Source organism: Leucobacter viscericola, assembly GCF_011299575.1.
GTDB classification, from domain to species: domain Bacteria; phylum Actinomycetota; class Actinomycetes; order Actinomycetales; family Microbacteriaceae; genus Leucobacter; species Leucobacter viscericola.
In genome coordinates this window covers 1,701,918-1,726,013 of the sequence record NZ_CP049863.1, presented here as the reverse complement: position 1 = coordinate 1,726,013, position 24,096 = coordinate 1,701,918, and the positions used below count along the sequence as shown (strand labels likewise).

22 protein-coding genes are annotated in these 24,096 nt (G+C 64.1%); 16 read left to right on the top strand and 6 right to left on the bottom strand.

Going from position 1 to position 24,096, the window contains the following annotated elements; genetic code table 11:
- Positions 1-76 precede the first annotated feature (76 nt).
- Both G7068_RS07740 and G7068_RS07735 read right to left on the bottom strand, forming a co-directional pair.
- Positions 77-1,021, bottom strand: coding sequence for an ADP-dependent NAD(P)H-hydrate dehydratase (locus G7068_RS07740; RefSeq protein ID WP_166290821.1), 945 nt, complete (start codon positions 1,019-1,021; stop codon positions 77-79).
- Positions 1,018-2,832, bottom strand: a complete 1,815-nt coding sequence (locus tag G7068_RS07735) for a phospho-sugar mutase (RefSeq protein WP_166290819.1) — start codon at positions 2,830-2,832, stop codon at positions 1,018-1,020. Before G7068_RS07735 ends, G7068_RS07740 begins: the two co-directional genes overlap by 4 nt.
- A gap of 154 nt (positions 2,833-2,986) precedes the next feature.
- On the opposite strand from G7068_RS07735, the gene G7068_RS16595 reads away from it, so the two are divergent.
- Entirely contained in the window at positions 2,987-3,115 is a 129-nt protein-coding gene (locus G7068_RS16595) for a hypothetical protein (protein ID WP_280116217.1), read from the top strand.
- Positions 3,116-3,124: 9 nt separating this feature from the next.
- Here the strand turns inward: G7068_RS16595 and G7068_RS07730 are convergent, their stop codons facing one another.
- Both G7068_RS07730 and G7068_RS07725 read right to left on the bottom strand, forming a co-directional pair.
- Positions 3,125-4,603, bottom strand: a complete 1,479-nt coding sequence (locus tag G7068_RS07730) for a PucR family transcriptional regulator (protein WP_166290817.1) — start codon at positions 4,601-4,603, stop codon at positions 3,125-3,127.
- Positions 4,604-4,636: 33 nt separating this feature from the next.
- Entirely contained in the window at positions 4,637-5,866 is a 1,230-nt protein-coding gene (locus tag G7068_RS07725) for a flavin monoamine oxidase family protein (protein ID WP_166290815.1), read from the bottom strand.
- A 263-nt stretch (positions 5,867-6,129) separates the two neighbouring features.
- Here G7068_RS07725 and G7068_RS07720 point away from each other — a divergent pair, with 263 nt between their 5' ends.
- The 11 genes from G7068_RS07720 (at position 6,130) to G7068_RS07670 (ending at position 16,803) form a co-directional block, all read left to right on the top strand.
- The gene (locus tag G7068_RS07720) at positions 6,130-7,257 is read left to right on the top strand and encodes an extracellular solute-binding protein (protein ID WP_166290813.1); all 1,128 of its coding nucleotides are present in this window, start codon (positions 6,130-6,132) and stop codon (positions 7,255-7,257) included.
- A 5-nt stretch (positions 7,258-7,262) separates the two neighbouring features.
- Positions 7,263-8,177 carry an ABC transporter permease gene (locus G7068_RS07715; RefSeq protein ID WP_166290811.1) on the top strand — a complete coding sequence of 305 codons (915 nt, stop codon included), beginning with the start codon at positions 7,263-7,265 and terminating at the stop codon, positions 8,175-8,177.
- Positions 8,177-8,962 carry an ABC transporter permease gene (locus tag G7068_RS07710; protein ID WP_166290809.1) on the top strand — a complete coding sequence of 262 codons (786 nt, stop codon included), beginning with the start codon at positions 8,177-8,179 and terminating at the stop codon, positions 8,960-8,962. Before G7068_RS07715 ends, G7068_RS07710 begins: the two co-directional genes overlap by 1 nt.
- A 5-nt stretch (positions 8,963-8,967) precedes the next feature.
- On the top strand, positions 8,968-10,164 hold the full coding sequence (locus G7068_RS07705) for an ABC transporter ATP-binding protein (RefSeq protein ID WP_166290807.1): 1,197 nt from the start codon (positions 8,968-8,970) through the stop codon (positions 10,162-10,164).
- Positions 10,165-10,446: 282 nt separating this feature from the next.
- Positions 10,447-11,463, top strand: coding sequence for an AAA family ATPase (locus G7068_RS07700; RefSeq protein ID WP_166290805.1), 1,017 nt, complete (start codon positions 10,447-10,449; stop codon positions 11,461-11,463).
- 21 nt (positions 11,464-11,484) lie between these two features.
- Positions 11,485-12,369 (top strand): DUF58 domain-containing protein, encoded by an 885-nt coding sequence (locus tag G7068_RS07695; RefSeq protein WP_166290802.1) that lies wholly within the window; start codon positions 11,485-11,487, stop codon positions 12,367-12,369.
- Positions 12,362-12,853, top strand: coding sequence for a hypothetical protein (locus tag G7068_RS07690; RefSeq protein WP_166290800.1), 492 nt, complete (start codon positions 12,362-12,364; stop codon positions 12,851-12,853). Before G7068_RS07695 ends, G7068_RS07690 begins: the two co-directional genes overlap by 8 nt.
- Positions 12,854-12,867: 14 nt before the next feature.
- On the top strand, positions 12,868-13,869 hold the full coding sequence (locus G7068_RS07685; protein ID WP_244304782.1) for a vWA domain-containing protein: 1,002 nt from the start codon (positions 12,868-12,870) through the stop codon (positions 13,867-13,869).
- Positions 13,866-14,870 (top strand): vWA domain-containing protein, encoded by a 1,005-nt coding sequence (locus G7068_RS07680; protein WP_166290798.1) that lies wholly within the window; start codon positions 13,866-13,868, stop codon positions 14,868-14,870. The genes G7068_RS07685 and G7068_RS07680 overlap by 4 nt, the downstream gene beginning before the upstream one ends.
- Positions 14,867-15,709: a tetratricopeptide repeat protein gene (locus tag G7068_RS07675; RefSeq protein ID WP_166290796.1), complete on the top strand. Its 843-nt coding sequence runs from the start codon at positions 14,867-14,869 to the stop codon at positions 15,707-15,709. Before G7068_RS07680 ends, G7068_RS07675 begins: the two co-directional genes overlap by 4 nt.
- A complete protein-coding gene (locus G7068_RS07670; RefSeq protein ID WP_166290794.1) occupies positions 15,703-16,803 on the top strand; it encodes a hypothetical protein in 1,101 nt (366 codons plus the stop codon). The genes G7068_RS07675 and G7068_RS07670 overlap by 7 nt, the downstream gene beginning before the upstream one ends.
- A gap of 45 nt (positions 16,804-16,848) precedes the next feature.
- On the opposite strand, the gene G7068_RS07665 is transcribed toward G7068_RS07670, so the two are convergent.
- Positions 16,849-18,204: an MFS transporter gene (locus G7068_RS07665; RefSeq protein ID WP_166290792.1), complete on the bottom strand. Its 1,356-nt coding sequence runs from the start codon at positions 18,202-18,204 to the stop codon at positions 16,849-16,851.
- Positions 18,205-18,381: 177 nt separating this feature from the next.
- Between G7068_RS07665 and G7068_RS07660 the strand changes: the two genes are divergently transcribed.
- The 4 genes from G7068_RS07660 to G7068_RS07645 all read left to right on the top strand — a co-directional run bounded on the left by G7068_RS07660 (position 18,382) and on the right by G7068_RS07645 (position 22,459).
- Positions 18,382-18,984, top strand: coding sequence for a helix-turn-helix domain-containing protein (locus G7068_RS07660; protein WP_244304780.1), 603 nt, complete (start codon positions 18,382-18,384; stop codon positions 18,982-18,984).
- 94 nt (positions 18,985-19,078) lie between these two features.
- Positions 19,079-20,449 (top strand): NAD(P)/FAD-dependent oxidoreductase, encoded by a 1,371-nt coding sequence (locus tag G7068_RS07655; RefSeq protein WP_166290790.1) that lies wholly within the window; start codon positions 19,079-19,081, stop codon positions 20,447-20,449.
- Between the two features lie 31 nt (positions 20,450-20,480).
- Positions 20,481-20,834, top strand: coding sequence for a cupin domain-containing protein (locus G7068_RS07650; protein ID WP_166290788.1), 354 nt, complete (start codon positions 20,481-20,483; stop codon positions 20,832-20,834).
- Between the two features lie 14 nt (positions 20,835-20,848).
- Positions 20,849-22,459, top strand: coding sequence for an amidohydrolase (locus G7068_RS07645; RefSeq protein WP_166290786.1), 1,611 nt, complete (start codon positions 20,849-20,851; stop codon positions 22,457-22,459).
- A 150-nt stretch (positions 22,460-22,609) separates the two neighbouring features.
- Here the strand turns inward: G7068_RS07645 and G7068_RS07640 are convergent, their stop codons facing one another.
- Positions 22,610-23,920 carry a flavin monoamine oxidase family protein gene (locus tag G7068_RS07640; RefSeq protein WP_166290784.1) on the bottom strand — a complete coding sequence of 437 codons (1,311 nt, stop codon included), beginning with the start codon at positions 23,918-23,920 and terminating at the stop codon, positions 22,610-22,612.
- Positions 23,921-24,096 lie beyond the last annotated feature (176 nt).

The window sequence follows — 24,096 nt, the reverse complement described above, 5'->3', positions numbered from 1 at the left end:
CTTTAATCGCGCGTCATTAGCCAGTGCACTCGTCTCTAACGCGTGCACTCGTGGGGCGAAAGACCCAGCCGGTCCTTCAGCCCGCTACTGCAATTCCTGCCCAAGCAGCGGGGATCGCGTTCGCAACGTCGAGGGCCGTGATCGGGTGCCCGGATCCGTCGGCCTCGGGATCGCCCGCGGCAATGCGGGCCGCCGCGTCGTGCAGGATCGCGGCTGTCGCACCAAGGTCGGCGAGCAGTTCGGGATCGGCGCATACCTCCGCAGCGTGCGTCGCAACAAGCGCGCCGAGCATCCCGGCCAGTACGTCGCCGGTTCCCGCCGACGCGAGCCACGGTGTTGCCGGACCCGCGGTGATGTGACGGCCTCCCGGGGTAGCCGCGACGGTCACAGAGCCCTTGAGCAGTACCGTCACACCGAGGCACTCAGCCAGACGGAGCGCCGCCTCTGCAAGGCGATTCGTGCCGACACGGTCGGGTCCGCCAGACACGCTGCGTTCGCTCCACCGTCGAGGCAGCACGCCGAGACCACAACCCCGCCACAGCTTCGTGAATTCCCCGCGGTGCGGGGTAACGATGGCCGGAGCGGCGATTGTGCCCTTGCGTGCCCCAACCAGCTCAAGCGCTCCCGCGTCGACGACCACGGGATCCTCGCCGTTCAGCAGTTCCAACAGTTTTGTGCGCTCGGACGCCGAGCGCAGACCGGGGTCGGTGCCCGAGCCAATCACCCAGGCGCCACAGGATCGCAGACCCCCATCACCAAACACCGTTTCGGGGTGCGCCGCGAGAACGGCCGCGGCAGGAGACGGCAGCCCGAACAACGGCTCACTGTCGCCGAGCGGAGGCACATAGCGGACCATGCCGACGCCGGAGCGCCAGGCCGCGGTCACACCGAGCACCGCGGCGCCCGGATACTGGGCCGAGCCGGTGCGCACTCCGAGCACCCCGCGTCGATACTTGTCATCGGCTGGCCCGGGCGCGCGCAGCCACTTGGCTGCGTGAGTGACGGACCAGCTCTCGGTCACAGTGTCTCGCTGTTTTGAGCGTCTGCCAGGTACTCGCGCACCGCGGTTTCGATGCGCACGAGCGCGGTCTCCGCAGCCTCACGGCGCTCAGCGAGGCTTCCCTCACCGCTGAACGTGTCGATGTACACCTTCAGTTTTGGCTCGGTGCCGCTCGGCCGAATCATGACCCGCGATCCATCCTCGAGATCGTAGCGCAGCACGTTCGCAGGCACTTCTGCAGCACCGGGGGTCAGCAGATCCTGAGCCTTCTCCACGGGAATGCCCGCGAAATCTTGCGGCGGATTCTGTCTCACCCGCTCCGAGAGCTCGGTCGAAGCGGTCATCGACGCCAACCGCAGTGTGACCTGTCCGCTCGCAAAGTGACCGAAGCGCAAGCTGGCTTCATCGAGCAGATCCCAGATGGTGCGGCCGGTCGCGGCGCACTCGCGGGCCATCGCGATCGCGTCGGCGCTGGCTGAGATGCCGTCTTTATCGCGCACGATCTCGGGGTGCGTGAGGTAACCGAGTGCCTCTTCGAAGCCAAAGAGTAGCCCGGGAACGCGCGAGACCCACTTGAAGCCGGAGAGGGTTTCCGCGTAGTCGAGGCCGTAATCGTTGGCAACGGCGCGCAGTGCGGGAGAGGAAACGATCGTGCAGGCGAGGGCGCCCGAGGGTTCGCGATCCTCAGCTAATGCCCGCACTCGCTCGCGCTCAGCCGCACGCCACCCGAGCAGCAGGCCGAGCTCGTTGCCGGTGAGGCGTCGATAGCCGCCGGTCGTTTCTGAGTGGGGAAGTGCGATGGCGAGGCGATCCGCGTCGGGATCGTGGGCGACCACCAGGTCGGCGTTGATCTCTCGTGCGGTGCGGAAGGCCAGGTCGAGGGCGCCGGGCTCCTCTGGGTTCGGGAAGGAAACCGTGGGGAACGCACCATCCGGCTGATCCTGCTCGGGCACCGAGGTGACCGACGGCAAGGAAGTCGCCGCAAACACGCGCTGCGCGACGGCTGATCCGACGCCGTGCATGGCCGTGTACGCAATAGCGAGGGGGGCGTCGGCTGCACCCTCGGGCTTCGGGAAACCCGCGAGCAGCGCGCTGGCGGTCTCAGAAACGTAGGCTTCGAGAAGTCCGGGTCCCTCGACCGTATAGATGCGGGATCGTGGCAGGTCGGCGACGGGTGTCGCGGCGACGCGGTCAATGTGCGCTGCGATCTCACCGTCAGCCGGAGGGACAATCTGAGAACCGCCGTCGGCGTCGCCGAGATACACCTTGTAGCCGTTGTCTTGGGGAGGGTTATGGCTCGCGGTGATCATGACACCGGCGGATGCGCCGAGGTAACGCACGGCGAACGCGGTGAGCGGGGTTGGGCCGGCCTCCGGCAGAAGCGTGGTGCGGATCCCTGCCCCCGCCATGATCTCCGCGACGTCGTGCGCGAAGATCTTGGAGTTCACTCGGCCGTCGTAACCAATGACGATGGAGGGGTTCTTGCGGGCCTCGCCGCGGGCAGTCCGGTCACGCAGGTAAGCCGCAAAGCCGGCGCTGGTTTGTGACACAACGACCCGGTTCATGCGGGCGGGCCCTGAGCCGATGGGGCCGCGCAGGCCAGCGGTGCCAAAGGCGAGGCGTCCGCCGAAGGCTGCAGCGAGCTCAGCGTCCGCCTCGGGGTCGCCCGCCTGCGCTCGTGCGACAAGCTCCCGTGTCTGCTGGCGAGTGACCTCGTCGAAGTCTTGCGCTTCCCAGGCAAGGGCCTCCGAGATGAGTAACTGACTGCGGCCTGCGGTGTCACTCGCGGGTGTCACAGTATCACCGGGCACTGCACTGCCGGGTTTTGCCATCGTCGTGCACCTCTTTTCTCAACGATTGGTTTTAAGCTACCATCGGTGGGCCATTGCGCGCGCGTTGGCAGCCAGGCCGTCCGCAATTCCGGGCGGTACTATGGTGCTAGGAATGCGACCCGACCCCCGGTCAGCTTCTCGAAAGGCTTTGATTATGTGTTCTCCCGCCCCCTGCGCAACCTGTGGCAAGACGACCTGGCAGGGTTGCGGCCAGCACGTTGAAGAGGCGCTTGCCGGTGTTCCCGAGGAGAGCCGCTGCGCCTGCGAGCGCGTTGAAGCCTAACAGCGCTGCCTAGACTTCTTCCGGGTCAGGATCCGGCGACGGTACGTACTCGCCCGGGTCGAGGTCGCCGCACTCGATGGCTGCTTGCACGGCGAGCCAGCACTCGGCCGTGTCTTCGATCGAGGAGAGATCTCGGTCGATAATCTTCTCGATGCGCGAGATGCGCGCGATGAGGGTTTGCCTGTGTACGTACAGGCGCTCGGACGCGCGCACCCAGCTGCGATTTTCTTCGAGAAACACCCGCAGGGTTTGGGTGAGTGAGGTGCCGCGCTGCTCGTCGTAGGTGCGCAAGGGGCCGAGCACCTGGCGCGCGATCCCGCGCAGCTGGTCCATGTTGCTGGGGAGAAACAGCGAGGTGGCCTCGTTCTCTTCGAAGCGCAGCACCCGGCCAGACTGGCGATTGCGGATCAGCGCGCTGCGCGCCTGCCGAAGCGCCGCGTGCGTGTCGCTCAGCTGCGAGAATTGTGCACTGACGCCGATCCTGGTGGTTTCTGTTGCGAGCAGTTCGAGTAACCGCTCGATTCGCTCACCGGCCTCAGCGAGTATGAGCACGTGGCCGTCTTTGATCGTGGCGAGCGCGGGCACCCGGTCTGCCGCGAACACGGCGTGCACCTCGTCGAGGGCCGATCGGGCGTGGTCGCTCTGCACCACCGCAAACAGGTAGGGGGAGAGCACGTTGTAGGCGGCCACAAGGTGCTCAGCCGGGCTGGAGGGTACCGACTCGTCACACAGGTCGGTCAGCAGCAGCGAACCGTGCATCCACTCGTTGCGCCTGGCGGCGGCCTTGACCGAGAGTGCGCTGCTCACAACCCCGGCGGCGTGCAGCATAAGGGCGTGATCGACGGGACCCACACTCGCGAAGCGTAGCTCCGGTGTTCCTGGCGCGAGCAACTGCGTTGAATAGATTCTCGCCGAGAGCTGGGAGATTGTGCCGGGCGGCTCTTGCGGGGGACTGAATTCGCCCACTGCGCTGCCAGGACGCAACTGAAGCCGACTCTCGAGCACACTCTCCAGGGCCTCCAGCAGGGTTTCGATCGCGTCGTCGACCGCGTGCGCCCCGGCGACCGCGTAGAGCCGCTCGGTCTGCTGCAAACGGTTCACCCGCTCCTGTCGCCCGGTTGCCGCGACCGCTTTTGCCAAGACAATAAAGGGCACCTCGTGCGCGGTTTGCAGCACCGGGAGCCCAATGTGCGCGGCATAGAGCAGCGCAGCCTCTGCGAACGGTGCGTCTGCGGGAGTCTCATCAATCGCAATGGCAGAGATGCCGGCAGCGTGCACCTCACGAAGGTAGGCACACTGCTCTTCGCTGGTGTCGGGAATGCCAATGCCGGTGGTCATGAGTAGAGCACCCTGCCCCAGCCAGCGCCAGGGCTCGCTCAACTCGCAGACGTGCGCCCATGTGATTGGGTGATCCTCGCCAACCCCCGGGGTGAGTGAAGTGGTCTGGGCCTCTGTGAGATCGAGTAACGACCTAACTGTGAAGGTCATGTTTTCAATGTATCCATATATTGGTGCTTCGATTTATGCACTGAGTACCTGGTCCAGTGCGGCGGCGGCCCGGTATCCCGACGCAACCGCCCCCGAAAGCGACTGCGCGAGCCCCGTGTGCTCTCCCGCGATGGCTACGCGCCCGGCTGCCCGGGTGAACACATCGGCGTCTTCCGCAGCCCAGTCGAGCGCTGGAGCGCTGTAGGCACCCCTGGTCCACGGATCGACAGACCAGTCGGTGAGCAGCACGTCACCGTCGATTTCGAGTTGGGGTCGCATCCCCTGCAGCTCGCGCACCCACCCCTCAGGGCCGCGCGCGATCCCGAGCGCCTCAAACGCAAAGGGTCCACCCGCGAACGAGGAGAGGGCGTTCACGCGGTTTTCGCCGTCAATCGAGAGGGATCGCCAAGACCACCAGGTGTGTTCTGCATTCTGCAGGGCGGGGTCGCTGTCGACCCGGCTGAGAGGCACACCGAGTTTCGCGGCGACACCCATAAAACGGTGGTCGAGGGCGCGCTGCTGTTCTTCGGGCAGGGAAAAGCCCAGTTCAAGTTCGCGCAGGATCGGCAAGGGCACTGAGACCACGGCCGCGTCGGCGCTGATCCTCGACCCGTCGCTGAGGTGCACCTGCACACCACTCGCCGACTGCTCGATGCCGGTGATGGGGTGTTCGAGCCTGATCTGGTCGCCGAGCCTGCGGGCGAGTTCGAGGGAGAGCGCTTGGTTGCCGCCAACAAAACGACCGCCGTCTTCGATGTAGCCACCCGCGCTAGAAGACTCATGCAGCAGCACCGCCTCGGCATTGACGCGGGAGGGATCGGCCGCTGCCGAGGTTGTGGTGCGGCGGTAGACGGGGTCCAGCCGGTAGCCGTCACCGAGCGCCTCGGCGAATGCTTGTTCGAGTGAGACCTGGGTCTCGCCGTCCGCGAGCATGCGGGCGAGTGTGTCGCGCACGCGCTCAGTTGTCGCGCCGAGCTCGGCGAACGAGATGACGTGGTCGTTGACTGTGCGGCGGGCGTAACGCACGTTGTGCGACATGATCGGCACACCGACCTCTGCGGCAAGCTTGCGGATCGGATGCTCGCTGGGAAAGACGTACTCGCCACCGCGCTCCGTCACCTCACCATTGCCGAGCTGCTCAGACCAGGTTCGCCCGCCAACCCGATCCCGCGCCTCAAGAACAGTGCACTTGTGCCCGGACTTGCTCAGCTCCCAGGCCGCAGTGAGTCCTGCGAGCCCGGCTCCGATGACAACAATGTTCATACCTGTTCCTCCTTGAACTGGGTGCGGGGTCGTGTTCATAGTAAGAGTGAGTTTCGGTCGGGTGCTGCGGTTCCGAACTATCTGTGCCGGATTCCTTATGTTCGTACTACATGGCTCGTGGGGTGTGTGTACGAAGCTATGAAAGATCGTGTCGGGCGGTAACGAAGGGGTAACAGGAGCCCCGGGTGCGCTGGTGGTCGCTGTTAGCTTCGAAAGCATCCGCTCAGCGGACGGCTCAACACACAATGAAGTGAGGAAACAGCATGGCCACACTCAAAACCCCCAAGACCAGAAAGCTGCTCGCGCTCGCCGCGGGCGCAGCGGCTCTCGCACTGACGCTCGCCGGCTGCAGTGGCAGCTCCGAGCCCAAGGCGGCCCCCAAGCACGACCTCGGCACTCCGGTTGCCGGGCAGATCAAAGAGGGCGCCCTTGACGGCGTCACACTCACCTTTGCCGGATCGGGTGGTGTCTTCCAGGACGGCCAGACCAAGGCACTCTGGGATCCGTTCGCGAAGGCCTCGGGTGCGACCGTGAACCAGGACGCGTTCGACGCGGGCAAGCTGAAGGCCATGGTCGACAGCGGCAACGTGAGCTGGGACATCGTCAACACGACGCAGTTCGACACCGCTCGCGGCTGCGGCACACTCTACGAGGAGTACGACTACTCCAAGGTTGATACCTCGAAGGTTCCCAAGGGCACCATCACCGACAAGTGCATGGTTCCCCAGATTCTGTACGGCTTGGTCGTCGTCTACAACACCGACAAGTTCGGCGACAACCCGCCCAAGAGCGCGGCCGACTTCTTCGACACCAAAAAGTTCCCCGGTAAGCGCACCGTCAGCCAGTCCACCTACGTCGACCCGCAGACCGTCGAGTTTGCACTCACGGCTCAGGGCAAGGACGTCAAGAACCTGAAGCCCGAAGACATCAACGGCGCCTTCGATATGTACAAGGATCTTGGCGACAATGTCATCGGCTGGACCACCGGCGCCCAGGCGCAGCAGCAGCTCGAGGCGGGCGAAGCCGTCATGGGTCTCGTGTGGTCGGGTCGCGGCTACGGTGCCGCGAGTGCCGGGGCGCACGTTGCGCCGATGTGGGATCAGTGGATGATTATGGTCGACTCGAACGGCATCCCGAAGGGTGTGAAAGACAAGGACGCCGCCTTCGCGGCGGTCAACTACTCCATCGGCGCCGAACAGCAGGCCAAGATGACCGAGCTCACCTCGTACGGCGGGGTCAACACCGACGCGAAGCCGAAGATGGACGCGACCCTCACCGAGTGGATGACCACGGAACACCTCGACACAGGTATCTCACCGAACGTCGACTTCTGGGTCAAGAACTATGACGCGCTCGCCGCAGCGTGGGCCGGTTGGGCCACGGGTAACTAATACCAATGGCCATCGATTCTGTCACCGAGGGCGACGTGTCAACACGCGCGATCGCCCTCGGTGCGGACCCCGGGGCAAAGAAGCGGGGGCCCAAAAACTGGCGCCCCCTGCTCCTGCTCATACCGGCGTTCGTTATCGTTTCCCTGTTCTTCCTGGCCCCCCTTGCCGACGTGTTTGTGCGCTCGGTCACGGACCCTCAGCCGGGGCTGCAGAACTACCAGTGGCTGTTCAGCACTCCGGGCAACCTCAACGTGGTGATGCGTACCTTTGGCACTGCGATCCTCGTCACCTTTGTGTGTCTGCTGCTCGCGTACCCGTACGCCTACCTGATGACGATCGTGTCGGATCGCACGCGCAACATGATGCAGTTGTTCATCATGATGCCGCTGTGGACCTCGATTCTGGTGCGCACGCTCGCCTGGATGGTGCTGCTGCAAGACACCGGCCCGATCAACAGCATCCTCGCCGCCTGGTTCGACATCGGACCGATCCCGCTGATCCGCACCACCTTTGGTGTGGCCCTCGGCATGAGTCAGGTGCTGCTGCCGTTTATGGTGCTGCCGCTCTACTCGTCGATGGCAAAGATCGACAAACGACTGCTGCCCGCCGCATCGAACCTCGGCGCGAACCCCGTGACCGCGTTCTTTACGGTGTACCTGCCGCTGTCGAAGCCCGGTATCTTCTCGGGTGGGGTGACCGTGTTCATTCTCGGTCTCGGCTTTTACATCATCCCGGCCCTGCTCGGTTCGTCGAAGGAGATCATGATCTCGGCGATGATCCAGCAGCAGATCAGCGTCTTTTTGATGTGGGGCCAGGGCACCGCACTCGGCATCTTTCTGCTCGCGTGCACGATCCTCATTTTGGTGGTCGTGTCTCGCTTTAACAAGAGTGGCAGTCTCTTCCCGGGGGTTGATCGCTGATGACCTCAAAACGCCTACTCGGCATCTTCGCCGTGCTCATTGTGATCTGGCTGATCGTGCCGACACTCGTCATCATTCCGATGTCGTTCAACGAGGCGCCGTCGTTCAACTTCCCACCCAAGGGCTTCTCGACGCGCTGGTACGAGAACTTCTTCACCGATCCGAACTGGATGAAGTCACTGTTCGCGTCGCTGCAGGTTGCGGTGCTGACCATGATTGTTGCGACCACGGTCGGTGTGCTCGCATCGCTGGGGCTCTCGAAGGTGAAGTTTCGCGGCAAGGGCCTCATGGAGGGCTACTTTTTGCTCCCCCTGATCGTGCCGGGAATCGTGCTCGCGGTTGGCCTCTACTCGCTGTTCCTGCGGCTCGACCTGCTGGGCACCCTGCCCGGGTTTGTGCTCGCACACACGATCGTGTCGATGCCGCTCGTCATTACAAACGTGATGGCGTCGTTGCAGGGCCTGGATCCCCGCCTCGAACAAGCCTCGGCGAGTCTCGGCGGCGGCCGGGTGCGCACCTTCTTCAGCATCACCCTGCCGCTCATCGCGCCGGGTGTCACGGCGGGCGCACTGTTTGCGTTCGTCACGTCGTTCGACGAGGTGATCCTCTCCCTGTTTATTCAGTCCCCGAGCCTGCAGACGCTTCCTGTGAAGATCTTCAACAGCGTCACGCAGACTAATGACCCCACAGTGGCCGCGGTGGCGGTCATCACGATGTTCACCTCGGTGATCGTGATGCTCGTTGCCCAATTTGCCACGCGCAAGAGAAAGCGACCGGTAGCGTGAACGCTATGACTCAAAACGAAGCACCGTCTAACGACGGCGTGCTGCCCGCGGAACACGAGCAAGAGTTGCGTGCCGAGGGACTGAACACTCGCGCGATCCACACGATCGGTGATGCGGGGATCAGCCTCAGCTCGGTCACGAAGCGCTACGGCGAGAGCACCGTGGTCGACGAGATCGACCTCGTGATCGAACCCGGCGAGTTCATGACCTTCCTAGGTCCCTCAGGATCGGGCAAGACCACCACCCTCAACATGATCGCGGGCTTCACCTCGGTGACCGAGGGCATGCTGCACATCTACGGCAAGCCCGTGGCGAAGCTGCCACCGCACAAGCGGGACATCGGCATGGTGTTCCAGAACTACGCGCTGTTCCCGCACAAGACCGTCGCCGAGAACATCGCCTACCCGCTGCAGCGCCGTAAGCTCTCAAAGGCAGAGCAGAAGGAGAAGGTCGCGACCGCGCTCGGCATGGTGCGCATGGGGGACTTTGGGGATCGTTACCCCTCGGAGCTCTCCGGCGGCCAGCAGCAGCGTGTTGCGCTCGCGCGTGCGCTCGTCTACGAACCCCGAGTGCTGCTCATGGACGAACCGCTGGGCGCCCTCGACAAGAAGCTGCGCGAGTGGCTGCAGAACGAGATCAAGCGCATTCACCGCGAGGTCGGCTCGACGTTTGTGTACGTGACACACGACCAAGAAGAGGCGCTGTCGATGTCGGATCGCATTGCGGTCTTCAATAACGGCAGGATCGAGCAGGTCGGCACTTCGGAGGACCTGTACGAGGCCCCACAGACGCTGTTTGTTGGGCGCTTTCTTGGGGAGTCGACTGTGCTGCTCGGTAAGGGCACTGCCGACGGCGAGCGGCGCACCTCGATCGACGTTGCCGGACACCGCGTGGTGGCCGACGGGCAATCGGCTCACGAGGATCTCGCGATCCTGATCCGACCCGAGAACCTGCGGCTTGAGCCCGCGGGCAGCGTGCCAACCGAAACACAAAACGCGATCCCGGTCACCATCACCGACGTTACCTACCTCGGCGCTTCGCGTCGCTACACGGTGCAGTTGCCGGATGGCACCGAGGGCGCCGTGCGACTCGGCCAGGAGGCCAGGATCCATAACCGCGGTGACAGTGTCGCCATGATGTGGGACATCTCCTCGGGAGTGCTGCTGGTCGACACCGGCGAGGCGGGCGAGTCAACGACGTAGCGCCCGTAGCCCCGCCCGTCCCCGCCCGTCCCCGCCCGGCCCTTCCCTCCCCTTCCCCAGGGGTTTGCGGGTCAGTTTCTGGTACTAAACCGCCTTTTACTACCAGAAACTGACCCGCAAACCATGGTGGGAGGGGTGGGAAGGGGGCGGGGAAGGGGCAGAGCGGGAGGGGGCAGGGCAGGATCTGGATAGTCCACACGGGAATCTCATATCTCTCCAATCGGCAACGGCTATGCTGGCCCGGGGGAAAAATACGAGTCACGTGAGGATCACCCGCAGAGCATGAGCCAAGTCGCAGCACACGCAACCAGAACGACACCGAGCGAGCAGGAAATCGCGTCAGCAGCAGAAAAGCTGGGGCGCATTTCGGCGGCCTACACCTCGAAGGTGGTTGGCCAGGAACGCCTGCGTGTCAGTTTGCTCGTCGGGCTGCTTGCCGGTGGTCACGTGCTGCTTGAGAGTGTGCCCGGGCTGGCGAAGACCACCGCGGCGACCACTCTCGCTGAAGCGGTGCAGGCGTCGTTCAAGCGCATTCAGTGCACCCCCGACCTGCTTCCGAGCGACATCACGGGCAACCAGATTTACGACGCACAGACGGCAGAGTTTCGCACCGTGCTCGGCCCGGTGCACGCGAACTTTGTGCTGCTCGACGAGATCAACCGCTCGAGCGCCAAAACGCAGAGCGCCATGCTCGAGGCCATGCAGGAGCACCAGACCACTATCGGTGGTGAGGTGCACCGGCTCCCCGAGCCGTTCCTCGTGATCGCAACGCAAAACCCCATCGAGCAGGAGGGCACCTATGAGCTGCCCGAAGCTCAGATGGACCGCTTCCTGCTCAAAGAAATCGTCGAGTACCCGAGCCCCGCTGAAGAGGCCGAGATTCTGAGCCGCATCGACTCGGGCATCCTTGCCTCTGGCAGCTCTATCGATGCGGTTGTGTCGACGCGAGAACTCCTCGAACTGCAAGACATCGCCAGCCGCATCTACGTTGACCCGGTTGTGCGCAACTACATCGTGCAGCTGATTTACGTGACGCGTGAACCGGCGCAGTACATCGGTGAGGATCTCGCGCGCTACGTGAAGTACGGTGCGAGCCCGCGTGCGAGCATCGCCTTTTTGCAGGCCGCCCGCGCCCTCGCGCTGCTCAGCGGTCGCAGCTACGTGACACCCGACGACGTGCGCGGCCTGCGCCACCTCGTGCTGCGCCACCGTGTGCTGCTGAACTTCGAAGCCGAGGCCGACGGTGTGCGCAGCGAGCAGATTATCGATGCCATTTTCGGCGCGGTTCCCACCCCGTAAGGGCGTTAGACGCTAAACGCCATGTCCACACTGATCGAACAGGTGAAGAGCAAACTCTTCATCGTGTCGTCGCGCCTCTCAACGAACGCGCTCGACGGCGAATACCAGTCTGCGCTTCGCGGTCGAAGTCTCGACTTCGACGACCTGCATCGTTACGAGCACGGCGACGACATTCGCGACATTGACTGGCGCGCGACGGCCCGGCTGGGTGTGCCGCTTGTGAAGCGCTCCAAAGCAGAGCGCGCACAGACCGTGCTGTTTGCCGTCGACTCGGGTCGCGGCATGGCGGCCCTTGCCCCTGACGGTAACCCAAAGCGCGATCTTGCGATCCTCGCCATGGGTGTCTTGGGGTTCCTGTCACTGCGCCACGGTGACCAGTTTGGGGTGCTGAGCGGTGACGCGGATCAGGTGCAGCGCAGCGACATTCGCCGTTCAGAGGGGGCGCTTGAGGTCGCCCTGCGCAAGATCCAGACCGCCACAACACCCAGCTCGGCTCGCAGCGACATCGAAAAACTGCTCGACACCGTTGTGCGCACGGTCTCGCGTCGCTGCATCCTCGTTGTGATTGCCGATGCCGCTCCGATTTCGGCGCGCACCGAGAAGCTGCTGCGCCGGCTGCGGGTGCAGCACGATGTGGTGTGGGTGACGATCGCCGACGCCGATCCCATTCTTGAGACGCGCGGATCGGGCACCCAGCGGGTCGATATTGACACCGGCTGGCAGATCCCTGATTTCTTGAACGGCGACGAAGAGGTGCTCGAAGAGCTCAGCGCGTTCGACCGGGCCAATGCTTCGCGTCGCGCAGCGTTGATGGTCAAGCTCGGGATCACCCACGCCGAACTGCGCGAGCCAGAAACGGCCGTGGCAGAGCTGCTGCGAATGCTTGATCGGAGGTCCCGTGTCTGACATCGAGGGACTCTACCCGCCGGCCCAGTACGGCTGGGGCTGGCTGCTGCTCGCCTTTGGCGTGATTGCGCTGGTGATTCTCGCGGGAATCGTTGTACTGTGGGCCACACGCCCCCGCTACAAACTCACCAAGGAAACCATTGCCGCGGCGCCCGACGTTAACGGCGATCTCATCACCGCCGCCCTGCGGGCCGAATACCTCGAGCGGCTGCGAGTGGTTGAACAGGCCTACACCGCGGGAGACATCGACGCCCGCGAGGCGAACCGACGGCTGAGCCGAGAGGTGCGCTCGTTTGTGCAAGATTACAGCGGCTTCGAAGCCCCCGTTCTGGGGCTCAACGACCTGATCGAGCTCGGGGTTCACCCCGCGCTCATCGATGCGATGCAGCGCCACTACTACCCGAGCATCTTCCGCAGCGACATGATCATTGACCCGATTGCTGGAGTCGCCGCTGGTCGACAGGTGGTGACCTCGTGGTACTGAGTGAAACGAGCGAATTGGCTGGGCAGCTGTTTGGGCAGCTGTGGGTGCTGTGGGTGGCCCTAGGGCTGCTGGTACTTGCTATTGCCGGTGGTGTGCTGTGGGGTTTGCGAGGTCGCGGCCCCAAAGAAGAAGTGCCGCAGTCACCCGCGCTGCTTTCGCGCTCGGAGCGCGTGCGCTCGCTGCCCGGATACCAGCACGCGGTGCGGCGCAGAAGAATAATGCTGAGCGCACTCGCCGGTATCGGCGCGCTCGCGCTTGCGTTTGGCGGGGTTGTTGCCGCGAGGCCGATGTCGACCCACCTCATTCAGCCCGAAAACGCCAACCGCGATATCGTGCTCTGCCTCGACGTTTCGGGCTCCATGAGTGAGGTTGTCACCGAGGTGATCGATGTCTTCGAGAAACTCCTTCCCGATCTCAAGGGAGAGCGGATCGGCCTCACCATCTTCAATAGCTCGCCCGTGCAGGTGTTCCCGCTGACCGATGACTACGACTTCATCGAGCGTGAACTCGGCCGCATGAAAAAGAGCTTTGATTACACGGACGAGTACCCCGAGCACTGGGCTGGCACGCTGACCGGTGCCGGAGCCTCACTGATCGGTGACGGCTTGACCTCTTGCGTCATGGGCTTTGACCACGAGGGCGAGGAGCGATCCCGCACCGTGATTCTCGCGACTGACAACGAACTGCAGGGTGCGCCCACGGTGACTCTCGTGCAGGCAGCTGCCTTCGCAAAGAAACAGGGCGTGCGCGTCTACGCGATCAACCCGGCCGATGGAGTCTCGAAGAAGGAGAGCGAGGAGCTCTCGAAAGCAATGGTTGAGACGGGCGGGCGATCCTACGCGCTGCGCGAGTCAATGACGGTGCCCGACATTATCGCGAAGGTGCAACAGCAAGAGGCGACGCTGCTCAAGGGCAGCCAGCAACTTGTAGAGACCGACTCCCCAGATCTGTGGATCGGGATCTTTGCCGTGCTCGGCCTCACCTGGATTCTTGTGGCTTGGAGGATCCGGCTGTGAACAACGTAATTTTTAACCCCGTCATTCACCCGGCGCTGCTGATACCCGTGGCGATCGCCGCGATCGGCCTCGCCGTGTGGGCCCTCGTACGTGCACCGGGGCGTCGGGCACGCGTGGTGTGGGGGGTTCGTATGGTGTTTGTGCTCGCGTGCGTGGCAATGCTGCTGCGACCCGGGATTCCAGGCGGCCAGTCGGAGTCGTACGCGACGAACGCCGACGTTTTTATTCTCGTTGATACCTCGGCGAGCATCGTGGCCGAAGACTGGGACGGCGACAGGCCGCGACTCGATGGAGTGCGCGAAGACGTCAAGACGATCGTCGACAAGTATCCGGGCGCGCGATTCTCACTCGTCACCTTCGACTCGACCACCTCCGTGCGGCTGCCGCTGACGACCGACACAACGGCCGTTGGCGCGGCTATGGCAACTCTGAGTCCTGAGGTGACGGACCGATCACGGGGCACCTCGATTTCTCAGGCGAACGGCGTGCTGCGTGACCTGCTGCAGGCGGCAGCCAACAGTGGGCAGGATCGCGCGAGGCTCGTGTTTTACATGGGCGACGGCGAGCAGACCTCGGACACGAAGCCGGGATCGTTTCGCGCGAGCGCCGACTTTGTTGGCGGCGGTCTTGTGCTCGGCTACGGCACCAAAGAGGGCGGCCCCATGCGGGTGACCGATGCCGATCCTGAAGCGAAAGACAATGCGTACATTCAGTACCAGGGCAAAAACGCGAAGTCGGTTATCGACACCGCAAACCTGGAGCGAATCGCGGGGCAGCTTGACGTCTCTTACGTGCATCGCACGGCGGACCAGGCGCTCAAGCTACCTGAGACCCCAAAAACGACAACACACAACGCGACCGGAGAGATCGGCACGGTCATTGAGCTGTACTGGATTCCCGCGGGCATTGCGGTCGTGCTGCTCGCGTTTGAGGTTGCGAACGCAACCGCGGCAACGACGCGGCTGGGCAGGATCACTAAACGAGAGCGGGGTGGGCGATGAGCGAGAACGTAACGCCACCCCCGACGCCGAGCGAAGCACTGCTCGGAGAGCTGCTCGACAAGAATCGTCGCAGGCGACGCGCGCGCAAGTGGATCGGCATCTCCGCGATCCCGGTCGTGCTGATCGCGGCGCTGCTCGTGCTGAAGCTACTCAGCATGTATGCCTTTGCCCACCAGTCGATTCGAGCATTTGTCGCGACCGACTTTGAAGGTACGGTGTCGGCTGCCGAGTGGCAGGGAGCCGGCGTCAACTGGTTTGAGCCCTACAAGGCTCCCTACAACCGCGGTACCGGCCTCGCCGAATTGGGTGAGCTCGACAAGGCGAGAGCCGCCCTCGAAGAAGCGCTCCCGCTTGTCTCGGGCATTGAAGTTTGTGCGGTGCGCTACAACCTGGCCACCGTGGTCGAGCGGCAGGGCGACCGTGCGACCGGTGCGGGTGACGTGCAGAAGGGGCAGGAGCTGTACCGCAAGGCGCTCGAGATTCTCAGTCTCGCGCCCAAGGAGTGCGGCACCGCCGAGGCCGATGCCGCTTCACCCGACCATCAGCGCTCGATGAAAGACAGCCTCGACGAGCTCGTTCGCCGCATCATGGAGAAGCTGATTCAGGATCCGCAAGACGGTGGCCAGAGTCAGGATCAAAACCAGCAGAAGCCACAGGAGCCCCAAGACCCGCAGCAGGGTGAGCAAGACTCTAAACCCAACCCGCAAGACCAACAACCAAATGACTCGCAACTCAACGAGATCGAGAAGAAACTGCAGGACGGCGCTCAGCAGCGCCAGGATCGCGATCAGGGAAAATCTGGTGACGGTTCCGGCGGAGGAACGGACAAGCCATGGTGAGTGAGGATCGAAACCCGGCGGGTGCACGCTCGTACGTATCGAGCACTGAGGGGGCACCGCCACTGCCGCCGAAGGGCGGGTATCACGGCGCGAGCCGGGCGACCGTGCACACGCGAGCGGTTGCGGAGCCTCGGCTTGAAACGGCGACCCTGCAGCGCAACCGTGTGAGGAGCCACTGGCTCGGCTGGGTCGCTCTGAGCCTTGCGATTGTCTTCGCGCTTGTGCTGGTGGTGATGGCCTTCTCGGGGGCCGCCGACGCCGTGTTCAGTGTGACGGTGTTTGTGGTGCAGCTCGCGGTCATAGCGGCCGTTGTCGCAGCACTCGTGACAAAACGCGCGCGGCGGCTCGGCATCGCAGCCCTCGCGGTTGTGCTGCTGTGCAACGTGGCGACGGTCGGCAGCCTCGGTGTGCTGCAGACGGCGTCCGCCGGTAGCTACGCGGTTTCAAAGTCAACGGGGCAGCTGCACCGTGAGGCCTTCCCCGGGGTCGAGGATTACTCCGAGCAAGAGATTCTCGCCCAGCCCTCGCTCGAGGCCGAGCGGGATCGTGTCGCGAAGGTGTTCGAGCAGGTTCGGGATCGGCTCAGCCGCGACTACGGGGTCACCTGGACGAAGACAAGCGACGAGCAGGTGAAGCCAGAGCGCAACGGGCAGGGCGGCGAATCGATGCTCAAGCAGGTGACGTTTGAGGGCTGGACCACCAACGAGCCGGTGCACGACCTCAAGCAGAAACGCGACATGATTGCCACCGCCGATGAGGTGCTGATGGCAAATAACGCCGCGGGGCTTATCTCGATGAACGAGTACGAATCAGGTCTGCCGGCTGCCCGCATGAAAGACCTCTACGGAAGCGTGAAGCCCGACGAGCAGGCTATCTGGGACTACCTGAGCTGGGACGGCTGGCAGCCTACACGCTTGTACGTCGGCATCACCGATCTTTCGCGTGATCCCACGGGAGACTTTCGTGCTGCCGCAGAGGCGCGACGCCTGAATCCGAGCGACCCGGTTGACGGGTTCACCCTCAACGCTTACTCCACTCCGCTGCTCGCCGAGGGCGACGTTAAGGAGTTCAAGGAGCGCATGCGCGGGTACTAGAACTGGTTGAGCGGGCGGATCCTGCTCGCTCAACCAGCCCCGGGCCTACTCCTCGAAGTCGACGCTCTTCGTCTCCTTCGTCAGCAGCAGCGACACAAACGTGACGAGCGCGGCTCCTGTCAGGTAGAGACCAACGTAGATTGGGCTGCCGTCGGCGAGGGTCCACAACCAGACCGCGATGATCGGGGCCAGGGCGGCACCCAGGATCGACGACACGTTGTACGAGACGGCCGATCCGGTGTAGCGAATGTTCGTCGGGAACATCTCCGGCAAGAACGCGCCCATCGGGCCGAACGTGAGGCCCATCAGCGTGAAGCCGAGTGCGAGGAAGAACATGACCATCGGGGTGCTGCCGCTCGCGAGCATCGGCACAAACAGCAGGCCGAAGAGCGCGATGGCCGCGGTCACCACGAGGAGTGTGCGGCGACGGCCGAAGCGATCCGCCAGCGGGCCAGACACCAGCGTGAAGATACCAAAGAACACCACACCGAACACGAGCATCAGAATGAAGTCGTTGTAGGTGTAGCCAGCGCCCGGAACCGGGGCGTCGCCGGGGCGGGTGCCGTAGGTGAGCGTGAACGAGGTCATCAGGTAGAAGAGCACGTAGGTGGCGAGCATGGCGAGGGTGCCAAGGATCAGTGCGCGCCAGTGGCTCTTGAACGCCTCAGCGATGGGCACGCGCTTGACGGCGCCGCGTTCCTTGGTCTGCTCGAATGCCTTCGACTCAACAAGCTTCAGGCGCACCCACAGTCCGATGATCACCATGACTGCCGAGAACAGGAACGGGATTCGCCAGCCCCACTCAAGGAACGCAGCCGACGGCTGGCCCGGTGCCGCAGGATCTGCCAGCACGTGATTGATCACAAAAAACAGCATGTTGGCGATGATGAACCCGAGTGGTGCGCCGAGCTGCGGGAACGTGCCGTACCAGGCGCGCTTGCCCTCGGGGGCGTTCTCTGTCGCGACAAGGGCCGCGCCCGACCACTCGCCACCGATGGCAAAGCCCTGGGTGAGGCGCATGAGCAGCAGCAGGGCCGCGGCCCAGGCGCCGACCATGGCGTGAGTTGGTAGCACGCCGATTAAGAAGGTCGCGATTCCCATGGTGAGAAGCGAGGCGACAAGGGTGGTCTTGCGGCCGAGACGGTCACCCAGGTGGCCAAAGAACACCGCACCGATCGGTCGCGCGAGCATCGCGGCGCCGAAGGTCGCGAACGAGGCGAGCAGCGCGGTGGTCTCGTTCTCGGACGGGAAAAAGAGGTGCGGGAAGACCAGCACGGCCGCGGTCGCGTAGACATAGAAGTCGTAGAACTCGATCGTTGTGCCGATGAGGCTCGCGAGAATGACGCGGGATCGAGTGTTGCGCGGTGCGGCTGGCGCTTGGGCAGAAGATGTGGCTGACACGGGAAAGCTTTCAAGGTGGGTTGAATAGGTCTCGCGCGAAGCCGAGATCGGGCTGTGCGCTCGACGTTGGGCCTATCCGCTTGTGGCAGAACGAAACAAGTCTACGCGGCAATCTGGTGCAGTGTGTTGCTGCGCTTGAGCGAGCGCTGTACAGTGAGGGCGAGTGTACTGAACAAAGTGTTCAGTGGTGAGGATGCCGTGGAGAGCTCTGCCGAGACAGAACTTGGTCGCCGTGTGGCCTCGTTCCGTGAACTGGGTGGGCTGAGTCTGCGCGCGCTCGCCGCCGCTGCAGGGGTGAGTTCCAGCTTTCTGAGCCAGCTCGAGAATGGCCACACCAACGCCAGTGTTGCGTCGCTTCGAAAGATCGCAGCCGCTCTGGGAGTGACCCCCGCCCAGCTGCTCGACGACACCTCGGTGCACACGCGCGGGGTCTTGCGCGCGGCGGATCGCCCCAGCCTGCCACTCGAGGGCGCCGAAAAATACGTGCTGTCGTTGCCGCCACTGCGCAACCTCGAGGTTTACGCGGGTCGATTCGAACCGGGTGGATCAACCGGCAGCGAAGCCTATGTTCACGGCAACTCACAGGAGCTGTTTCTCGTGACCAGCGGTGAGGTGGTCTTCCAGCTCGCTGAGGAGCGCTACACGATGCGCGCCGATGACTCGATTGAGTTCTTGAGCTCGGTGCCGCACCGCGTGCTGAACACCTCCGATGCGCCCGCGTCGGTGGTGTGGATCAACAGCCCACCGACTCCAAACGAGAGTCCGCACGCTCCGGCGTGATCCTGCGACTCGCAAGCTCGCGCAGGATGACCGGGCGGCAAGCTCACGCAGGAAGACCGGAACCAACCCAAGACCGCAGAGAGAAAGAAGCAACATGATCAACGGCAACGTGTCGCACTGGTGGGAAGAGATTGGCGCGCCCGATCCTCGCCCCGAACTGCCGGGCAACCTGACCGCAGACGTCGCGATCGTGGGAGCGGGGTACACAGGGCTGTGGACTGCGTACTACCTCAAGCAGGCAAAGCCCGAGCTGCGAGTCGTGGTGATCGAGCAGCGACACGTCGGTTATGGTGCCTCCGGCCGCAACGGCGGCTGGCTCACCAACGCGATCACCGGCGGGCGCGAGCAGTACGTGAAGACCCACGGGCGCGACGCCGCCGAGCGTTTTCAGCGGGCGATGAATGAGACCGTCGAAGAAGTGATCAGGGTCGCCAAGGCCGAGGGGATCGACGCCGACATCAAGAAGGGCGGCGAATTCAACGTCGCCTATACACCCGCTCAAGAGGCGCGGATCCGGGCCTTCGCCGCATCTGAGCAGAGCTGGCAGTACACCGATCTCGAACTGCTTGAGGCGCCAGAGGCGCAGGCGAAGATCAACGTTGCAAACACGCGGGCTGCCGTGTGGCACCCGCACTCCGCCAGGATCCAGCCCGCGAAACTCGCCAGGGGACTTGCCGAGGCCTGCGAGCGCCTCGGCGTTGAGATCTATGAGCGCACTCGCGCCGTCGAGATTTCGCCGCATCTCGTGCGAACGACACACGGTACCGTGTCGGCCGAGTACATCGTGCGCGCCACCGAGGGCTTTACCGCCAACCTCAAGGGGCTGCACCGGCTGTGGCTGCCGATGAACTCGTCGCTGATCGCGACCGAGCCGCTGCCCGCCTCCGTCTGGGACGAGTTGCACTGGAACAAGGGTGAGGTGCTGGGCGACTTCGCGCACGTCTACATGTACGCGCAGCGCACGGCAGACGACCGCATCGCTATCGGCGGGCGCGGCGTGCCCTACAAGTACGGCTCCCGCACCGACACCGACGGGCAAACGCCCGAGGTGACCGTCGATATCTTGAGCGAGATTCTGCACCGCTTCTTCCCGGCAACCCGGGGTGCGGCTATCGACCATGTCTGGTCGGGTGTGCTGGGTGTGCCGCGTGACTGGGCCGCGACGGTCGGGCTTGACCGCTCGACGGGATTGGCCTGGGGTGGCGGTTACGTCGGCACGGGTGTCACCTCGACAAACCTCGCCGGCCGCACGATCACCGACCTGATTCTCGGCAACAACTCCGAGATCGCTTCGCTGCCGTGGGTGAACCACCGCGTGCGCAAGTGGGAGCCCGAGCCGCTGCGCTGGATCGCGACCAAGGGTCTATATGCGGCCTACGGCATCGCCGACCACTCCGAGCTCGCCGGCCGGGCGAAGACCTCACCCATTGCCCACATCGCCGACGTGGTGACGGGCCGGGGCTAGTGTTACCAACCCTCGAACAAAGGAGTTCACCATGAGCACGATCCTTACCCACGCCATTCACAACACCGCAGCCGTTGACCTTGGCGAGCACTCGCCAAAGGCCACCGCCACGGACGGCAATCTCACCGAGGCCTCCCTGCCGATGTGGGCGAATGACCGCATCGACACCGGACTCTGGGAGTGCACCGCGGGCGCCTTCACCGCCGAGCGCATCGGCTACTCCGAGGTCTGCACGATCCTCTCGGGTCGCGTCACGCTTGAAGTGGATGGTCAAGAGCCTGAGGAGTTTGGCCCCGGTGACGTCTTCGTGACACCCTCGGGGTGGAAGGGTGTCTGGCGGGTCCACGAACCACTGCGCAAGCACTACACAATCATCAACGACTAGGGGAACAATTCAGCATGGTTCAGGGCGGAAACATCGCGATCATTGGCGCAGAGCTGCGCACCAACACGGCGGATCACGCGGACGCAACCGCGATCCTCGTGCGCGACGGCAAGATCGTGTTGATTGGCGGCGACGCCGAGGTGCGTGCGGCTGCTGAGGCGGAGGGGATCCCGAGCCGCGACGTGGCCGGAGCGACAGTGACCCCGGGCCTGTTCGATTCGCACACCCACCCGCACTGGGCCTCAGAAATCACCCGTGGCATCGACCTGGGTGGCCTGGAAACCGTCGAGGAGCTTCGTGCCGCAATTGCCGCCGAGCATGCCCGACTGCCCGAGGGGGCCTGGGTGCGCGGTTGGAACCTCGAGTACGAACCCTTCGAAGAGACCGGCCTGCTGGGCTCGCTGCTCGAAGACGCTGCGCCAGGGCGTCCCGTTGCGCTCATCTGCTACGACCTACACACGGGTCTCGCGACCGCTCCCGCGCTCGCCGCAGCGGGCATCACCGGGGCGCGCGACTTCGACGACGCCAGCGAGATCGTGGTTGATGCCTCCGGAGCCCCCACGGGTGAACTGCGTGAGCCCAGCGCGTACCAGCTGGTGTTCGACGCGGCACCAGCCTCGGGTCCCGAAGAAGAGCGCGAACTGCTGCGCGACATGTTCCGCACGCTTGCCGCCACCGGGCTCACCGGCGGCGCCATTATGGACGGTAAGGATCGCACGGTCGAACTGCTCGGCGAACTTGAAGAGCGGGGTGGGCTGGATCACCGCGTCACCGTGCACCACTGGCACGCGGTTGGCGACGATGATGCCGCGGTCGCGCGGGTCATCGCGAACAAGGATCGACACGGTCGCCTGTGGCAAACCGGCGCAATTAAACTGTTCAGTGACGGTGTGATCGACACCGGCACGGCCTGGTTGCACACGGTTGACGCCTGCGGCGACGGTCGAGCGGCGTTCTGGCCCGACTGGAGCCGCTACGGCGAGGTGGTTCGCGCGTACCACGACGCGGGCATGCTGATCGCGACGCACGCGGTTGGTGACTACGCCGTGAGCCGTGTGCTTGAGGTGTACGCCACATTGCCGCCTCGCGAGGGGCAGCCGTTCCATTCGATCGAGCACCTTGAAGTGCTGGCCGATGAAGACGTTGAGGCACTGCGCGGATCTGGCATCACCGCTTCCATGCAGCCGCTGCACATGCAGTGGCGCGCTGCCGACAACAGCGACAACTGGGCCGTGCGCCTTGGTGAGGGTCGCGACGCGACCGGGTATCGGGTGCGCAGTGTGCTTGACGCCGGTGTGCGGGTCACGCTCGGTTCGGACTGGCCCGTGGCGCAGTACGACCCTCGACTCGGCATGGCTTGGGCCCGCGGACGACACACTCCTGGCGATCCCGCAGCGCACGTGTTTGAGCCCGAGCAGCAGCTCACCGGCGAAGAAGCGCTGCTCGCCTACACGCTGTGGCCAGCGCAGGCTCGCGGACACGAGGACCGCGGCGTGATCGCGGTCGATGCGGTTGCGGATCTGACCGTGTGGGGCGCTGATCCTGTTGTGGCAAGCGCCGACGAGCTGCCCGAGGTGCCGATTCGCCTCACCGTGGTTGATGGGCGCGTAATTTTCGAGGGGTGATCGAGCGGCCCCCGGTTTTCGCCGGGCCCACGCCGTTCTGAGTTGTGCTTCAGCGCCGAGGTTGCATCTCAGCGTCGAGAGTGCGGTTCAGAACCGCAACCTCGGCACTGAGTTGCGCTTTCGGCGGCAGGGCTTCGTGGATGCCGCTGTTTAGTGCGGGCGGAGCTCCTCAAGAACCCTGTGTGACTCACGCAGGCCACTCTCAATCGCGCCATCGATGAAGCCACCCCAGAGGTTGGCATTGTCGGTGGTCGCGAAGTGCACAGCACCCTGCGGCTGCTGCAGTTCGGTCAGGTCTCTCGTGAGCTGACCGGGGCGATGCGTCATCCAGGTGGTGAGGGCGAGAGGATCCGTCATCCAGTCGTGCGCTGCAACCTCGGTGATGGTGAGTCCGGGGCGCACACGATCTACCGCGTCTTGGATACTTGCGAGATCCTCTAGGTCGACGCGAGAGTGATCGCCCCCGAAGCCGACGAGGATTGTGTAGTCCTTGCCCTCCGCGTCGGTGCAGTAGAACTCAGCCTTGAGCACGGAAAAGGGGTCGTGTTGGGTCGCGTATCCCGAGAAGCGAGGAATGTGGCCCTCTACTCGCATCCACACTTTGGTGCCCTGTGAGGCCACGGTTTCGGCGTGCTGTCGCAGCCATACGTCTGGCAGCTCAGGAGTGAAGTGGATCCCCGCTGATGCGTTGACCGGGAGGGTGTTCACGACCTTGCGTGCCTGAATCTGCTCGCCATCAGTGGTCTCCACGAGCGCGCCGGTCTCCGTCTGCGTGACCGAGGTGACGGTTGTGTTCAGGCGAATCTCGCCCGGCACGTCTGCTGCGATTAGCGTGGTGAGCCCGCCCATGCCATCGACGATCCGGTAGGTTGCAGATGCCTCGTGCATCAACTGCCAGTGTCCGCCCGTCGCGGCGACCCAGCGGAGCGCACTCGAGATCCCGACCTGGTGGAGCGGTGCGTTGAGGTGCCCGACCCACACGGACTCGTTGGCGTCGCGGGCTTCTTGTGAGAGGTTGAGTGTGTCGAAGCGGTCCTGCACGCTGAGCCGGTCGAGCTGCCGGATTTCGCCTTCGGTTGGGGCTGAACCGCGAGGGATCGCCGTGCGTACGTCATCGATGAGCTGCTGCTGGCCCTCATCAATCAGGGCCATGAACTCGGCGAGTGTGCCGCACCGCTGGCTGCCGTCGGATCCGCGCCAGTACATCTCTTCAGACTGCGGGCTGCGCACGATCCCGCGCTGATACCGTGTCATCTCGGCCCAGATGTGTGGCTGCACCCAGTGCACCCAGTTCGCGCCGATTTCGAGGTCGTGGCCGAGGCGGTGATCGGTCCAGGTGCGCCCGCCGATGCGATCCCGAGCTTCAAGGGTGAGCACGTTCAGCCCAGCCTGACCCAGCTCGCGGGCGGCGACGAGCCCGGCGAACCCGGCTCCGATGACGACGACATCAACAGACTGCATTTCTCTCCTTTGGGAACGCGGGGGTGCTGCTCTTGAGCGTAGCGGGGCTCATTGCGTCGACCTATCGCAAAACGTCAGCACTTTATCGATTGCCTTCATATGTTTATATGAAGGCACGGTTCTCGGAGCTGCGACCTCCCCAGTTTTGGGGTCAGTTTCTGGTAGAAAAGCGCGCT

Coding starts and splice junctions, on each gene's coding strand:
- G7068_RS07655 (WP_166290790.1), top strand. CDS start 19,079: ATGATCAACGGCAACGTGTCGCACTGGTGGGAAGAGATTGGCGCGCCC.
- G7068_RS07705 (WP_166290807.1), top strand. CDS start 8,968: ATGACTCAAAACGAAGCACCGTCTAACGACGGCGTGCTGCCCGCGGAA.
- G7068_RS07675 (WP_166290796.1), top strand. CDS start 14,867: ATGAGCGAGAACGTAACGCCACCCCCGACGCCGAGCGAAGCACTGCTC.
- G7068_RS07645 (WP_166290786.1), top strand. CDS start 20,849: ATGGTTCAGGGCGGAAACATCGCGATCATTGGCGCAGAGCTGCGCACC.
- G7068_RS07670 (WP_166290794.1), top strand. CDS start 15,703: ATGGTGAGTGAGGATCGAAACCCGGCGGGTGCACGCTCGTACGTATCG.
- G7068_RS07710 (WP_166290809.1), top strand. CDS start 8,177: ATGACCTCAAAACGCCTACTCGGCATCTTCGCCGTGCTCATTGTGATC.
- G7068_RS07735 (WP_166290819.1), bottom strand. CDS start 2,832: ATGGCAAAACCCGGCAGTGCAGTGCCCGGTGATACTGTGACACCCGCG.
- G7068_RS07640 (WP_166290784.1), bottom strand. CDS start 23,920: ATGCAGTCTGTTGATGTCGTCGTCATCGGAGCCGGGTTCGCCGGGCTC.
- G7068_RS07720 (WP_166290813.1), top strand. CDS start 6,130: ATGGCCACACTCAAAACCCCCAAGACCAGAAAGCTGCTCGCGCTCGCC.
- G7068_RS07695 (WP_166290802.1), top strand. CDS start 11,485: ATGTCCACACTGATCGAACAGGTGAAGAGCAAACTCTTCATCGTGTCG.
- G7068_RS07700 (WP_166290805.1), top strand. CDS start 10,447: ATGAGCCAAGTCGCAGCACACGCAACCAGAACGACACCGAGCGAGCAG.
- G7068_RS07725 (WP_166290815.1), bottom strand. CDS start 5,866: ATGAACATTGTTGTCATCGGAGCCGGGCTCGCAGGACTCACTGCGGCC.
- G7068_RS07730 (WP_166290817.1), bottom strand. CDS start 4,603: ATGACCTTCACAGTTAGGTCGTTACTCGATCTCACAGAGGCCCAGACC.
- G7068_RS07650 (WP_166290788.1), top strand. CDS start 20,481: ATGAGCACGATCCTTACCCACGCCATTCACAACACCGCAGCCGTTGAC.
- G7068_RS16595 (WP_280116217.1), top strand. CDS start 2,987: ATGTGTTCTCCCGCCCCCTGCGCAACCTGTGGCAAGACGACCTGGCAG.
- G7068_RS07715 (WP_166290811.1), top strand. CDS start 7,263: ATGGCCATCGATTCTGTCACCGAGGGCGACGTGTCAACACGCGCGATC.